Below are 12,393 nucleotides of genomic sequence, written 5' to 3' on the forward strand. Positions count from 1 at the left end.
CGTGAGGCGATGAGCGAGGCACCGCCTCCCATCATCGAGTCGGCAGTGAAGGGGGCGTGTCCGCGGTGCGGCGCGCCCTCGCTGTTTTCCGGCTGGGTGAAGTTCGCCGATCGCTGCCCGAGCTGCGGCCTCGATTACGGCGCGTTCAATGTCGGCGATGGTCCGGCGGCGTTCCTGACGCTGATCGTCGGCGCGATCATCGTGATCCTGTCGGTCTGGCTGGAGCTGTCCGCGTCACCGCCGGTCTGGCTACACCTGCTGATCTGGCCGCCGCTGACATTGTTGCTGGTGGTGTTCAGCCTGCGCTGGGCGAAGGGCGCGCTGCTCGCGCTCGAATATCGCAACGCCGCGCGTGAGGGGCGGCTCAAGGACCCCGAGGCATGAAGTTCCTGCTCGTTCCCACTATGCTGGTCGGCCTCGCCGTCGCGGCGATGATCGGGCTGGGTATCTGGCAGCTCGACCGACGCGGGGAGAAGGAGGCGCTGATCGCCCGCCTCGCCGCCAATCACAACGCACCGCAAATGGCCTTTCCCAGCCCGCCGGTCGGCGACGAATATCTGTTCCGCCGCGCCGGGTTCATGTGTCTGGAAGTCGTAGCCTGGACCGAACAGGCGGGGCGCGACGCCAAGGGCGGCAAGGGCTGGCGCCATCTTGCCGAATGCCGCACCGGGGCAGAGGGGATGACGGTCCGGGTCGATATGGGCGTCACCACCGCCCCCGGCACCACCCCGGCGTGGAAGGGCGGCGCGGTCACCGGCACGATCACCCACGCGCCCGATTCGACGCCGTTGCTCGCCTCGCTGTTCGGCACGCGCCCGCCGCGCAACCTGATGCTCGTCGCCGATGCGCCTGCTGCGGGCCTGTCGGCGAGCGCCTCGCCCGACCCGTCGAGCGTGCCGAACAACCACCTCGCCTATGCAGTACAATGGTTCCTGTTCGCGGGGATCGCTGTGGTGATCTACCTGTTGGCACTTCGTCACCGCGCCCGGCGCGCCACGCCTCCACCCGCGCCACCGAAAAGCTAGACTTTCTTGCCGCACTGCGCTGCGGAAGCTAGTCCCGCGCCCATGCGCTACCAGAGCACCCGCGGCACCGCGCCCGAACTCGATTTCCGTGAAGTCACCCTGGCCGGGCTGGCCAGCGACGGCGGCCTGTACATTCCCGTCGAATGGCCGCGCTTCACCGCCGACCAGATCGCGGACATGGCCGGCCTGTCGTACGTCGAGACGGCGGTGCGCGTCATGGCCCCGTTCGTCGCGGGCAGCCTCAGCGAAGCCGAGCTGCGCGATCTGTGCACCCGCGCCTATGGCCGGTTCAGCCATGATGCGGTAACCCCGCTGGTTCAGCTCGACCACCGCCATTTCCTGCTCGAACTGTTCCACGGCCCCACGCTGGCGTTCAAGGATGTCGCGCTGCAATTGCTCGGCCTGTTGTTCGAAAAGTTCCTGACCGGCACCGACCGCCACCTCACCATCGTCGGCGCGACCAGCGGCGACACCGGGTCGGCGGCGATCGACGCGGTGGCCGGGCGTGAGGGGATCGACATCTTCATGCTCCATCCCAAGGGGCGGGTCAGCGACGTTCAGCGTCGCCAGATGACCACGGTTCTCGCGCCCAACGTCCACAACATCGCCATCGAAGGCAGCTTCGACGACGCGCAGGCGCTGGTGAAGGCGATGTTCAACGACGCGGACTTTTCGGGCCGCTTCCACGTCACCGCGGTCAATTCGATCAACTGGGCGCGGCTGATGGCGCAGGTCGTCTATTATTTCTACGCCGCCGTCCGCCTTGGCGCCCCGGCGCGTGAAGTGGCGTTCAGCGTCCCCACCGGTAACTTCGGCGACGTGTTCGCCGGCTATGTCGCGGCGAAGATGGGGCTTCCGGTCGCCAAGCTGATCGTCGCGACCAACGTCAACGACATCCTCCACCGCGCATTGTCGAGCGGCGACTATTCGGCCGGCACCGTCACCCCAACCGCCGCGCCGAGCATGGACATTCAGGTCAGCTCGAACTTCGAACGCCTGTTGTTCGACCTGGCCGGGCGCGACGGCCCCGCGCTCGCCGCGCAAATGGCCGGATTCAGATCGAGCAAGGCGATGCGCCTCACCAACGCCCAGCAACAGGGCGCGGCATCGCTGTTCGCCAGCGACCGGATCGAGGCGGACGACATGTCGCGCGCCATGGCCTGGGCGCATGCCCGCGCGGACGAGATCCTCGACCCCCACACCGCCATCGGCCTCGCCGCCGCGCGCCGGGTCGAGCTCGCGCCGCATATCCCGATCGTCACCCTCGCGACGGCGCACCCGGCCAAGTTCGACGACGCGGTCGAACGCGCCACTGGCATCCGCCCGACTCTGCCCCCGCGCGTCGGCGACCTGTTCGACCGCGAGGAACGCTACGACGTGCTGCCCGCGACGTTCGCGGCGGTCACTGAGTATGTGGCGGCCCGCGCGACGCCCAAATCCTGATCGTCACCCCGGCCCTGTGCCGGGGTCCACTCCGCCTCCCGCGCGAAGCTCGAGCCGCTTGCGCCGCGCCTGCCTCCCGGTGGACCCCGGAACAAGTCCGGGGTGACGGTTGATTTTTGGCTGCGGACAAGCGCTAAAGGCCCCATGAACCTCATCACCCTCACCGGCGAGCCTTGGGCCGACTACGGCCTTGTCGACTCAGGCCATGGCCGCAAGCTCGAACGCTATGGCGATTACCGCTTCATCCGCCCCGAGCCGCAGGCGATGTGGGCGCCCGCGTCGCCCGACTGGGACGCGCATGGCGAATTCATGCCCGCGCCCGATGACGAAGGCGGCGGGCGCTGGGTGTTCACCAAGCCGGTCCCGCGCGAAGGCTGGCCGCTCGCGTGGAACGAGGCGAAGTTCACCGCCCAGACCACCCCGTTCCGCCATCTCGGCTTCTTCCCCGACATGGCCCCGGTGTGGAGCTGGATGCGCGAACAGACCGCAGGGGTCGATGCGCCGACGGTGATGAACCTGTTCGGCTATACCGGCGTCGGCACGCTGGCGATGGCGGCAAGGGGCGCGCAGATGGTGCATGTCGATGCGTCGAAGAAATCGGTCGAAGCGGCCAAGGGCAATGCCGCGCTGTCGGGCATGACCGACAAGCCGGTGCGCTGGATCATCGACGACGCCGCCAAGTTCGTCGCGCGTGAGGTGCGCCGCGGCCGCCGCTATGACGGCATCCTGCTCGACCCGCCCAAATATGGCCGCGGCCCGACCGGCGAAGTCTGGCAGCTCGAACGCGACCTCCCCGGCCTGATCGCCGATTGCCGCCAGCTATTGGACGCCGATTCGCGCCTCCTGTTCCTGACCGTTTACGCGATCCGCATGTCCGCGCTGGCGATCGGCGAACTGCTCAACCAGCATTTCGCCGACCTTGGCGGCAAGGTGGAGTGCGGCGAGCTCGGCGTGCGCGAAGAGGCTAGGGGGCTGGTGCTGCCGACCGCGATCTTTGCGCGGTGGAGTCGGTGAAGCCGTAGTGCGAGGAGAGTTGGCAATGGTTGACTGGGACGAACTCGGCACTCTTGACGATGTGGTCGGTGGCTATGAGATTCGGACCGACCCGCTCTGGATCTTGGTCACGACCGCCAAACAAGGTCATATGGGATCGGTTGAAGACATGCGGATTCGCATGGCAAATGGGGCAGTCTATGGTCCAAGTGACATCTATGCACTTGCCCGAAGGTCGGACCGAAAGAATTTCCCCTAACCCCGCCCCATCCGCATCGCCGCCCCCGCTACGAACGGGCACCCGGCCACCAGCAGCAAGCTCACCGCGCCCAGCAGCTTCACCGCGCTCGGATCATTCCCCATCGCGCCCGCGCCAAAGATCAGCAGCGGCACAGCGAAGGGGAGCATTACCAGCCCCGCCACCGCGCCCGCGCCGCGCAGCCCTGCGGTCAGCGCCGCCGTCGCGACGCCCAAAGCCGCCAGTCCCGGCGTGCCTACAGCCAAACTCACCCCCGCCGCCAGCGCCTGTTCCAGCGAGAGGCCCAGCAACCCGCTCGCCACCGCGCACGCCAGCAGCAGGGCAGGCGCAAAGCCCAGCCAATGCCCGACGATCTTCGCCGCCGCGACGCTCGCGTCGTTCCAGCCGCGCACCGCCAACTGATCCAGCACCCCGCTCTCCAGATCGGGCGCCACCAGCCGCTCGACGGGCAGCAACGCCGCCAGCAACGCCGCCGCCCAGATCACCCCGCCGCCGATCCGCGCCAGCAATTTCGGCTCCGGCCCCACCGCGAACGGAAACAACACGGCCACCAGCAGGAAGAAGGCGATCGGCAGCGTCAGCCCGCCCGCCGCCCACGCCCGGCGCAGTTCGCGCGCGACCAGTGCGCCGAATCCGCTCACGCGCCACCCCCGATCACAATCTCGCCCGCGCCCTGCATCCGGATCGGCAGATGCGTCGCCACCACCGCAATCCCGCCCGCCGCGCGATGCGCCGCGATCAGTCCACCCAGTACCCCGATCGCGCCATGGTCGAGCCCATTGGCCGGCTCGTCGAGCAGCCAGATCGGCGCCCCGCTCGCCACCACCCGCGCAATCCCGACGCGTTTGCGCTGTCCGGTCGACAGCATCCGCACCGGCACCGGAGTGAGATGCAGTAGGCCGACCGCGTCCAGCGCCCCCTCGACCGCATCCCGCCGCCCATCCAGCCCGGCCCAGAAGCGCAGCGCCTCACCCACCGGCAATTCCGGGTCCAGCCCCGCCGCCTCGGCCAGCAATGCGCGCTCCCCCGTCACCGAAACCCGCCCCGCGCTCGCCTTCAGCAACCCCGCGATGATCCGGATCAAACTCGACTTCCCCGCGCCATTCGGCCCGGTCACCAGCGCCCCGCCCCCGGCTCGAGGTTCAGGTCGAGCCCCTCGAACAGCATCCGCCCGCCGCGCGCGCACGCCACGCCCTCCAGCCGGATGCCGCAATCGCTCACGCGACGCTGTCTTCCAGCGCGTGCATATCGTCGTCCGACAGGCCGAAATGATGCCCCACCTCATGCACCACGACATGCGTGACCAGCGCTTCCAGGCTCACGCCCGTCTCGACCCATTCGGCGAGCAGCGGGACGCGGTAGAGGTGGATCGTGTCGGGCTGCGGGATTTCGCCGGGCGCGAAGCCCTGTTTCTCGCCCACCGGCCGCCCCGAATAGAGGCCGGTCAGCTCGAACGGATCCTCCATCCCCATCTCGCGCAGCGTGTCCTCGTCCGCGAAATCCTCCACGATCAGCACGATGTCGGGCAGATGACTGGCGAACGGTTCGGGAATCCGCGCCAGCGCCGCGCGCGCGAGTGCTTCCATCTGTTCGGCACTTGGCGCAAAGGTCTCGGTCACAGCGGTCATGGCCCCGGCTATGCCGCACGGAACTGCGGAGGGGAAGAATGGTCGAACAACTGAGCCAGGCGGAACGCGACGACGCGCTCGAAGGGCTGCCTGAATGGGATCACGACACCGGTCGCGACGCGATCACGCGCAGCTTCACCTTCGACGATTTCAGCCAGGCCTTCGCCTTCATGACGCAGGTCGCGTTGCTCGCCGAAAAGGCCGACCACCACCCCGAATGGTCAAACGTCTGGAACCGCGTCGACATCCTGCTCACCACCCACGACGCCGGCGGCCTGTCCGGCCGCGATATCGACATGGCGAGGGCAATCGACGCGCTAGTGGATTGAACTCCCGTGCTCCTGCCTGCGCAGGAGCACTATAGTCCGACCTTCGCTGCCAGCCATCGCGCGGCCTGATCCGGCGAGCGCTTGTCGGCATCGCGGTCGACCATCAGATTCGCCTCGCGCATCGCCTCCACCGGAATCGCGCCGACCAGCGGGCGCAGCACCGCAGCGAACCGGGAATCCCCGGCTCGATCCGGCGCGACCAGCAGGATCGCGTCATATCCCGGGATCGCCCCCTTGGGATCGTCCAGCACGGTCAACTTGTCCGCCGCGATCCGCCCGTCGGACGAAAAGGCCGGGATCACATCCGCCGTGCCGCTCGCCAGCGCGCGATACATGAAGGTCGGCTGATACGGTCGCGCCGACCGGAAGCGCAGCCCATAGGCATCGCGCACCGCGCGCCATTCGGGCCGCTCCAGAAACTCGACATCGGTGGCCAGGTTCAGCTGCGGCGCCTGCGCGGCAAGGTCGGCCAGCGTCGAAATCCCGCGCCTTGCCGCATCGTCGCCCCGCATCGCAAAGGCATAGGCATTTTCGAACCCCAGCGACCCCAACAGGGTCACGCGGTGCTCGGACTCAACCCACCGACCGACCCCCGCCACGATCGCATCGCGCGGCGGCACGTCGCGGCGCCCCATCTGGTTGGTCCAGATCGTCCCGGAATAGTCGACATAGACGTCGACATCGCTCGCCGCGAGCGCGCCGAACGCCACCGCTGAGCCCAGCCCCTCGCGATATTCGACGCGATATCCCGCCGCTTCCAGTCGCTGGCCGATCAGCCGGGCGAGGATGAACTGTTCGGAAAAGCCCTTGGCACCCACCACCACCGTCTTGCCGCCCGTCGCCGGAGCCAGCGCGAAGGCGGCGGCACAGAGCGCGGCGAGCAGCGCCCCTGCGCTCATCCGCACCAGCAATGGCTTGCGGTTGCGAATGCCGCCCTCCGCCACCGACAGAATCAAATCGACGCCCAGCGCCAGCGCCGCCGCGCCGATGCACCCGGCCAGCACCAGCGCCCAATTCTGCGTCTGCAATCCGGCAAAGATCAGATCGCCCAGGCTGGGCTGGCCGACCGTGGTGGAGAGTGTCGCCGCGCCGATGGTCCACACTGCTGCGGTGCGGATGCCCGCCATCACCACCGGCGCTGCGATCGGGGCTTCGACCAGCCACAATTTCTGCCGCGCGGTCATCCCCACGCCGTCCGCCGCCTCACGCAGCGCCGGGTCGAGCGTCGTCAGCGCCGTGACCGCGTTCCGCAGCACCGGCAGGATGGCGTACAGCGTCAGCGCAAGCAGGGCGGGGAGAAAGCCGAGCGCGGGCAGCCAGTCGCCAACCACTCCACGCAACGCCAGCAGCACCGGATAGAAGAGCGCGAGCAGCGCGAGCGACGGGATCGTCTGGATCAGGCTCGCCGCGCCCAGCACGACGCGCCCCAGTTGCGGATGCCGCGCCGCCGCGACCGCCAGCGGGAGGCTGATCGCAATCCCCAGCGCCATCGCCGCCATCGCCAGCAGCAAATGGCTCGCCATCAGTTCGGGCACGCGGGCAAAGGCGTCGCTCATCCCTTCAGCGCCTCGAGCGCGTCGGCCTGGGCCATCGGCACTGCGATCAGCGCCTGCGCCTCCGCCCCGCCGCCGCCGCGCGCCAGCACCGTCGGCGTGGCATCGGCGACGATCTGCCCGTCCTGCATCACCAGCACCCGCTCGGCCAGCAACAGTGCCTCGGCCATGTCGTGCGTGACCATCAGGGTGGTGAGGCCAAGCCGGTCGTGCAATGCGCGCACCGCGCGCCCCAGTTCGTCGCGGGTCACGGGATCGAGCGCGCCGAACGGCTCGTCCATCAGCATGAGGCCCGGCTGTGTCGCCAGCGCACGCGCGACGCCGACCCGCTGGCGCTGCCCGCCCGACAGCTGATCGGGCATCCGCTCTGCGACATCCCCGGGCAGGTCGACCAGCGCCAGCAATTCCGCCACCCGCGCTGTTCTGTCGAGCTCACCCGCGATGCGCAGCCCGATCGCGACGTTCTCGGCGACATTCATGTGCGGGAACAGCCCGACATTCTGGAACACATAACCGATCCGGCGGCGCATCAGATGTGGCGCGCCGTCACGTACATCCGCACCGCCGATCGCGACCCGCCCGGTATCGGGTTCGACCAGCCGGTTGATCGTCTTGAGCAGGGTCGACTTGCCCGACCCCGATTGCCCGACCAACGCTACGAAGCTGCCCGCCGCGATCTCCAGCGACACCCCGTCCAGCGCCCGTGTCACGCCATAGCTTTTGGTCACGCCCGCAAGGGCGACCGAAGGACCGGTTTGCGCTGGCATCGGCGGGCATGATGGGGAATGATCGCGCCAAGGTCAAAACATGGGGGAGTGGGTATGCAGGCGATCTTCATCACCGGGGGCGGATCGGGGATCGGTCGTGCGGTCGCCCGCTACTTCGCGGCGCGTGGCTGGCGGATCGGGCTGGCGGATGTGAGCGAGACGGGGATGGCGGAGACCGCGGCCTTGCTCGGCGATGCGCCGGTGACGACCCACAAGCTCGATGTGCGCGACCGTGCGGCATGGGACGGCGCGCTCGCGGACTTCACGGCGGCGAGCGGCGGGCGGCTCGACGTATTGTTCAACAATGCCGGGATTGGCGTCGGCGGGGTGTTCGCCGATACGCCGGTGGATGAACTGCAACGCTGCGTCGACATCAATCTGATGGGCGTCGTGTGGGGCGCGCATGCCGGGTACAAATATCTGAAAGCCAGCGGGGGCTGCCTGCTCAACACCGCTTCGGCGGCGGGGATCTATGGCACGGGCGGGGTGGCGATCTATTCGGCGACCAAATTCGCGGTGCGCGGCTTCACCGAATCGCTCGACGCCGAATGGGTCGCCGACGGCATCCGTGTGCGGGCATTGCTCCCCAGCTTCATCGACACCGCGATCCTCGACGGGATGCCGGTGGGCAGCAACTCGACGATGCGCGAACGGGTCAAGGCGGCACGGCTGGAATTCACGCCCGTCGAAGAGGCGGCGCGGCTCGCCTGGGAAGCGGTGCATGGCGACCAGCTGCACACCTTGGTCGGCAAGACTGCGCGCCGCATGTGGTTCGCGTCGCGCTTCATGCGCGGGTCGATGCGCAAACAGGCGCGAGGTGGCAAGTGAAGGCCGCGCTGCTCGCCACCGCCGCGCTCGCGCTGACGGGCTGTGCCGGACAGGATCGTCCGCCCAACCCGCAGGACGGTTTCATGCGCGCCATCGCCGCGCATTGTGGCAAGGCCTATGCCGGGCGTGTCGTCACCACCGACGCGGCTGATGCTAGCTTCGCCAGCCAGCCATTGGTGATGCATGTCGCATCCTGCGAATCCGACCGTGTCCGCATCCCCTTCCATGTCGGCGAGGATCGCTCGCGCACTTGGGTGCTTACCCGCACCGCGGACGGCGTTCGGTTGAAGCACGATCACCGGCACAAGGACGGGTCGAGCGACGTGCTGACGATGTACGGTGGCGACACCGCCACGCCCGGCACGGCGGAACGGCAAGACTTCCCGGTCGATGCCGACTCGATCGCGCTGTTCCGCGCCAATGATCGTGCGGTGTCGGTCACCAATGTCTGGGCGATGGAGGTGACGCCGACCCGCTTCGCCTATGAACTGCGCCGCCCCGGCCGCCATTTCCGGGTGGAGTTCGATCTGACCCGGCCGGTCGCGCCGCCGCCGATGCCATGGGGCTGGACCGACTAGGCCCGGATCGTCCCCGCCCAGGCATAGCCGCGCAGCAGTGTCTCGAACCCGAACTCGCGCCCCTGTTCGCGGCTGACATGGCGTAGCGCGACCGGCAGCTCGCGGCGCGGCGTGACGTGGAACCGGGCGAGCCAGCCGAACAGCATGGTGCGCCACCAATGCGGCAACCGCTCCTGCTGCCCGAAATCGACCAGATGCAGCTGCCCGCCCGGTGCCAGCGCGCGTGCGCCCTGCTCGATCGCGCCGACCCAATCGGGGATCATCGACAGCGTGTAGGACAGGAACACCCGGTCGAACCCGTCGCGCCCGAACAGCGCCTGCGGATCAAACGCCGTCGCATCGCCCTGCGCCAGCGTGATCCGGTCGGCCAGCCCGGCCTTCGCCACCTTCACCCGCGCGGTCGCCAGCATCGCTTCGGAAATATCCAGCCCAAAGAAATGCGCCTGCGGCCAGCGCCGCGACGCGACGATCAGGTTGCGCGCGGTGCCGCACCCGACCTCCAGCACCGTCCCGCCCGGCGGGGGCGCGAGCTGCTCGATCAGCCGGTCGCGCCCCAGCAGATAATATTTGCGCGTCGCGTCATAAATGTGCCGCTGCATTGCATAGACGGCGTCCATGCGCCCGGCATGACCGGAATTCGCTGTCACGGCTTGAGGCGATAGAGGTGCACGCCGCCATAAATGGCCGAACGGTCGCGCGCGGTAAAGTCGCGCGACTCCGCCTCTGCATAGTCCCAACGATCGAGGATCGCGTCCGGCACGCGCCCCGGCAACAGGGTCGGCGCGGCGGCGGTCCGGAACAGAACGCGCGCACCCGGTTTAGCCGTCCGCGTCATCGTATCCCACAGCCGCGTCAGCTGCGCATCGGTCATCCAGTCCTGGGCATCGAGCAGGATATAGCGGTCGAGCGACCCGTCCGGCATCGAGTCGAGATACTCGACGAAATTCTGGTGCAGCACCTCGACCCGCTCCGCCCGGTCGCGGACCATGTCGTAATTCGCCGCGCGCAGATAGGGCGGCAGCGGCGCATTCTCGCCCGCGCCATAGCCACGCCCGAATGCCTGCCACGCGAAATAATTGTCCGACAGGTCGAAATCGCAGGCGAGCTTTTCCAGCCGCGCGCGCAGCACCGCGCCGATTCCGCGCGGATCGTCCCCGGCCAGCGCTTCGTACTGCGCGGGCGGGATTCCCAGGCCGAACAAAGACGCCGGCTGGTCGATCAGCCAGCGCACGAACTTCTTGTCGAACACCGGGGCGAGGCGCGTCTCGAAGATCGCGCGCTGCTCCTCGACACTTTTCGCCGCGAGCAATTCGCGCGGGTCGATGCGATAGAGCTTGGCCAGCAGATGCGCCGCGCCAATGAATCCGCCGAGCAGCCCGCGCTTGTAGAAGCCCCCGGCAAAGCCGCGGATCCGCCGCCGCCCGGCCAGGTCGCGGCCCTCCCAGTAGCGCCGCGTCGCATCGTCGAGATGGGGACGCAGCCATTCCTGATACGCCGCGACATTCTCGGGCCGGTTGGCCTGCGCGAAGAATCGATGGAACGTCGCATGATCGGGCAGGTGAATCGCCGCCGCGCGCTTCAGCTTGTTTAGCGCGATATGCGCGGTGTTGAGGTCGACGGCCGTTATCTTCGCCGGGTTCGCGGTCAGGTAGGACAGGACGTTGCACCCGCCGCTCGCGATCGTGACGACATGGCAATCGGGCGTGATCGCCAGCGCCTCCATATCGACCTCGGGGTCTTCCCAGATCTGCGCATAGACCAGCCCCCGGAACGCGAAGGTAAAGGCGCGCTCGAGCAGCCCTTCCTTGCTCAGATGCTCATGGCGGTGGACGGCATTGCGGACAGCCTCGTTGCGCGGCTGGCTGGCAGTTGAACCCATGCGATCGGCTCCCCGGGAAACCGGCTTCCCTCCGGGGCGCGCATATGGTGGTTGCGTGTCAGCTACGTGACCGCCGCCGTAACCGAACCGTCACGGATCAATCCCGGCAATAACCCTCGCCCGGGGCGACGATCAGGCAATCCTTCTTGCCCGCCAGCCACTTCATGCCGGTCGCGTCGCCATCGCCCGCGACCAGCTCGACCCGCGTCTCACCGCGCCGGAACACGATGCCGTCCTCGCTCGCGCGGCCGTCGAATGTCCCTGTATCGCCTTCGTCCAGGCTCCAGCTGTTGGTGATGCGATAGCGGCCCGGTTCGTCGCCCTTGGCGATTTCCAGCACCAACCCCTCGACGCCGACCCATTTGCCGATCCACGCATCGCGCTGCGGCGCCCGTTCGGCCAGTCGGTCGCGCCGGGCCTCGCGCGTCACATTCTGCGCCGCCGCCTCCGCATTGGCGATGGCATTCTCGACTAGGGCCGCCTGCTGATCGTTGCTCAACTCCCCGCCGCATCCGGACAACAACGCCACTGCACCCATCCACAGCAAAAGCCGCACTTGCACCCTCCACAGCTTGAATCGTGCGATCCGGTGTAGCCATCGCCGCGGCGAACGCCTAGAGAGCGCGTCATCCATTCAGCTCAAGGGTCGAACCGCTCTTCCCATGCGTATCGCCATCGCTTCGGACCACGCCGCCATCGACCTCAAGGCGGCGCTTGCCGACTGGTTGCGCGGCGCGGGCCATGACGTCGCCGATCTCGGCCCGGACAGCAACGCCAGCGTCGATTATCCTGATTTCGGCTACAAGCTCGCTTCGGCGATTGCCGACGGCAGTGCGGAACGCGGCATCGCGCTGTGCGGCAGCGGCATCGGCATCTCGATCGCGGTCAACCGCAACCCCGCTGCGCGCTGCGCGCTGGTTTCGGAGCCGCTCTCCGCCACCCTCGCGCGCGAACATAATGATGCGAACGTCATCGCCATGGGCGCCCGGCTGATCGGGGTCGAGATGGCAAAGGCCTGCATCACCGCATTTCTCGCCACCGAATTCGGCGGCGACCGGCACCAGCGCCGCGTGGACAAGCTGACGTCCCCGGCTCTCTGAAGGACCAGACT

Annotated in this window: 17 protein-coding genes; 9 read left to right on the top strand and 8 right to left on the bottom strand. The window is 68.2% G+C overall.

All coding sequences use genetic code 11. The features are described from left to right. Window positions 1–9: 9 nt before the first annotated feature. From LRS08_RS10285 to LRS08_RS10305, 5 genes are all read left to right on the top strand, one after another. On the top strand, window positions 10–384 hold the full coding sequence (locus LRS08_RS10285; RefSeq protein WP_257843770.1) for a DUF983 domain-containing protein: 375 nt from the start codon (window positions 10–12) through the stop codon (window positions 382–384). After that, a complete protein-coding gene (locus LRS08_RS10290; RefSeq protein ID WP_257843769.1) occupies window positions 381–1,025 on the top strand; it encodes an SURF1 family protein in 645 nt (214 codons plus the stop codon). Before LRS08_RS10285 ends, LRS08_RS10290 begins: the two co-directional genes overlap by 4 nt. Window positions 1,026–1,067: 42 nt before the next feature. Next, window positions 1,068–2,468 (top strand): threonine synthase, encoded by a 1,401-nt coding sequence (gene thrC / locus LRS08_RS10295; protein WP_260480683.1) that lies wholly within the window; start codon window positions 1,068–1,070, stop codon window positions 2,466–2,468. Between the two features lie 144 nt (window positions 2,469–2,612). Beyond that, complete coding sequence (locus tag LRS08_RS10300) at window positions 2,613–3,482, top strand: class I SAM-dependent methyltransferase (protein WP_260480684.1); 870 nt, start codon at window positions 2,613–2,615, stop codon at window positions 3,480–3,482. A gap of 25 nt (window positions 3,483–3,507) precedes the next feature. Then, window positions 3,508–3,720 carry a hypothetical protein gene (locus LRS08_RS10305; RefSeq protein ID WP_260480685.1) on the top strand — a complete coding sequence of 71 codons (213 nt, stop codon included), beginning with the start codon at window positions 3,508–3,510 and terminating at the stop codon, window positions 3,718–3,720. Here the strand turns inward: LRS08_RS10305 and LRS08_RS10310 are convergent. The 3 genes from LRS08_RS10310 to LRS08_RS10320 form a co-directional block, all read right to left on the bottom strand. Continuing rightward, window positions 3,717–4,361, bottom strand: a complete 645-nt coding sequence (locus tag LRS08_RS10310) for a heme exporter protein CcmB (protein ID WP_260480686.1) — start codon at window positions 4,359–4,361, stop codon at window positions 3,717–3,719. The genes LRS08_RS10305 and LRS08_RS10310 overlap by 4 nt on opposite strands. Beyond that, window positions 4,358–4,837, bottom strand: coding sequence for a heme ABC exporter ATP-binding protein CcmA (gene ccmA, locus LRS08_RS10315; protein ID WP_374580420.1), 480 nt, complete (start codon window positions 4,835–4,837; stop codon window positions 4,358–4,360). The genes LRS08_RS10310 and ccmA overlap by 4 nt, the downstream gene beginning before the upstream one ends. A gap of 100 nt (window positions 4,838–4,937) precedes the next feature. Next, the gene (locus tag LRS08_RS10320) at window positions 4,938–5,348 is read right to left on the bottom strand and encodes a metallopeptidase family protein (RefSeq protein ID WP_257843768.1); all 411 of its coding nucleotides are present in this window, start codon (window positions 5,346–5,348) and stop codon (window positions 4,938–4,940) included. A 38-nt stretch (window positions 5,349–5,386) separates the two neighbouring features. On the opposite strand from LRS08_RS10320, the gene LRS08_RS10325 reads away from it, so the two are divergent. Further along, complete coding sequence (locus tag LRS08_RS10325; RefSeq protein ID WP_066660334.1) at window positions 5,387–5,677, top strand: 4a-hydroxytetrahydrobiopterin dehydratase; 291 nt, start codon at window positions 5,387–5,389, stop codon at window positions 5,675–5,677. A 29-nt stretch (window positions 5,678–5,706) separates the two neighbouring features. Here LRS08_RS10325 and LRS08_RS10330 read toward each other — a convergent pair whose 3' ends face one another. Further along, window positions 5,707–7,233 carry an ABC transporter permease/substrate-binding protein gene (locus LRS08_RS10330; RefSeq protein ID WP_260480687.1) on the bottom strand — a complete coding sequence of 509 codons (1,527 nt, stop codon included), beginning with the start codon at window positions 7,231–7,233 and terminating at the stop codon, window positions 5,707–5,709. After that, window positions 7,230–7,997, bottom strand: coding sequence for an ATP-binding cassette domain-containing protein (locus LRS08_RS10335; RefSeq protein WP_260480688.1), 768 nt, complete (start codon window positions 7,995–7,997; stop codon window positions 7,230–7,232). Before LRS08_RS10335 ends, LRS08_RS10330 begins: the two co-directional genes overlap by 4 nt. Before the next feature lie 54 nt (window positions 7,998–8,051). Here LRS08_RS10335 and LRS08_RS10340 point away from each other — a divergent pair, with 54 nt between their 5' ends. Together LRS08_RS10340 and LRS08_RS10345 are read left to right on the top strand one after the other, a co-directional pair. After that, window positions 8,052–8,825, top strand: a complete 774-nt coding sequence (locus LRS08_RS10340) for an SDR family oxidoreductase (RefSeq protein WP_374580416.1) — start codon at window positions 8,052–8,054, stop codon at window positions 8,823–8,825. Then, on the top strand, window positions 8,822–9,403 hold the full coding sequence (locus LRS08_RS10345; protein WP_257843765.1) for a hypothetical protein: 582 nt from the start codon (window positions 8,822–8,824) through the stop codon (window positions 9,401–9,403). The genes LRS08_RS10340 and LRS08_RS10345 overlap by 4 nt, the downstream gene beginning before the upstream one ends. Here LRS08_RS10345 and LRS08_RS10350 read toward each other — a convergent pair. The 3 genes from LRS08_RS10350 to LRS08_RS10360 form a co-directional block, all read right to left on the bottom strand. Further along, on the bottom strand, window positions 9,400–10,020 hold the full coding sequence (locus tag LRS08_RS10350; protein WP_257845443.1) for a class I SAM-dependent methyltransferase: 621 nt from the start codon (window positions 10,018–10,020) through the stop codon (window positions 9,400–9,402). The genes LRS08_RS10345 and LRS08_RS10350 overlap by 4 nt on opposite strands. A gap of 26 nt (window positions 10,021–10,046) precedes the next feature. Then, window positions 10,047–11,282, bottom strand: coding sequence for a DUF3419 family protein (locus tag LRS08_RS10355; protein WP_257843764.1), 1,236 nt, complete (start codon window positions 11,280–11,282; stop codon window positions 10,047–10,049). Between the two features lie 97 nt (window positions 11,283–11,379). Beyond that, window positions 11,380–11,838 (bottom strand): hypothetical protein, encoded by a 459-nt coding sequence (locus LRS08_RS10360; RefSeq protein ID WP_257843762.1) that lies wholly within the window; start codon window positions 11,836–11,838, stop codon window positions 11,380–11,382. Between the two features lie 106 nt (window positions 11,839–11,944). Here LRS08_RS10360 and rpiB point away from each other — a divergent pair, with 106 nt between their 5' ends. Beyond that, window positions 11,945–12,382 carry a ribose 5-phosphate isomerase B gene (rpiB, locus tag LRS08_RS10365; RefSeq protein WP_257843760.1) on the top strand — a complete coding sequence of 146 codons (438 nt, stop codon included), beginning with the start codon at window positions 11,945–11,947 and terminating at the stop codon, window positions 12,380–12,382. The last annotated feature ends 11 nt before the right edge of the window (window positions 12,383–12,393 follow it).

This window comes from Sphingomonas sp. J315, from assembly GCF_024666595.1.
GTDB lineage: Bacteria > Pseudomonadota > Alphaproteobacteria > Sphingomonadales > Sphingomonadaceae > Sphingomonas.

What these genes read in the sequence shown, in the direction of transcription:
- LRS08_RS10285 (WP_257843770.1), top strand. Translation starts at nt 10, where the DNA reads ATGAGCGAGGCACCGCCTCCCATCATCGAGTCGGCAGTGAAGGGGGCG.
- LRS08_RS10290 (WP_257843769.1), top strand. Translation starts at nt 381, where the DNA reads ATGAAGTTCCTGCTCGTTCCCACTATGCTGGTCGGCCTCGCCGTCGCG.
- thrC (WP_260480683.1), top strand. Translation starts at nt 1,068, where the DNA reads ATGCGCTACCAGAGCACCCGCGGCACCGCGCCCGAACTCGATTTCCGT.
- LRS08_RS10300 (WP_260480684.1), top strand. Translation starts at nt 2,613, where the DNA reads ATGAACCTCATCACCCTCACCGGCGAGCCTTGGGCCGACTACGGCCTT.
- LRS08_RS10305 (WP_260480685.1), top strand. Translation starts at nt 3,508, where the DNA reads ATGGTTGACTGGGACGAACTCGGCACTCTTGACGATGTGGTCGGTGGC.
- LRS08_RS10320 (WP_257843768.1), bottom strand. Translation starts at nt 5,348, where the DNA reads ATGACCGCTGTGACCGAGACCTTTGCGCCAAGTGCCGAACAGATGGAA.
- LRS08_RS10325 (WP_066660334.1), top strand. Translation starts at nt 5,387, where the DNA reads ATGGTCGAACAACTGAGCCAGGCGGAACGCGACGACGCGCTCGAAGGG.
- LRS08_RS10330 (WP_260480687.1), bottom strand. Translation starts at nt 7,233, where the DNA reads ATGAGCGACGCCTTTGCCCGCGTGCCCGAACTGATGGCGAGCCATTTG.
- LRS08_RS10335 (WP_260480688.1), bottom strand. Translation starts at nt 7,997, where the DNA reads ATGCCAGCGCAAACCGGTCCTTCGGTCGCCCTTGCGGGCGTGACCAAA.
- LRS08_RS10340 (WP_374580416.1), top strand. Translation starts at nt 8,052, where the DNA reads ATGCAGGCGATCTTCATCACCGGGGGCGGATCGGGGATCGGTCGTGCG.
- LRS08_RS10350 (WP_257845443.1), bottom strand. Translation starts at nt 10,020, where the DNA reads ATGGACGCCGTCTATGCAATGCAGCGGCACATTTATGACGCGACGCGC.
- LRS08_RS10355 (WP_257843764.1), bottom strand. Translation starts at nt 11,282, where the DNA reads ATGGGTTCAACTGCCAGCCAGCCGCGCAACGAGGCTGTCCGCAATGCC.
- rpiB (WP_257843760.1), top strand. Translation starts at nt 11,945, where the DNA reads ATGCGTATCGCCATCGCTTCGGACCACGCCGCCATCGACCTCAAGGCG.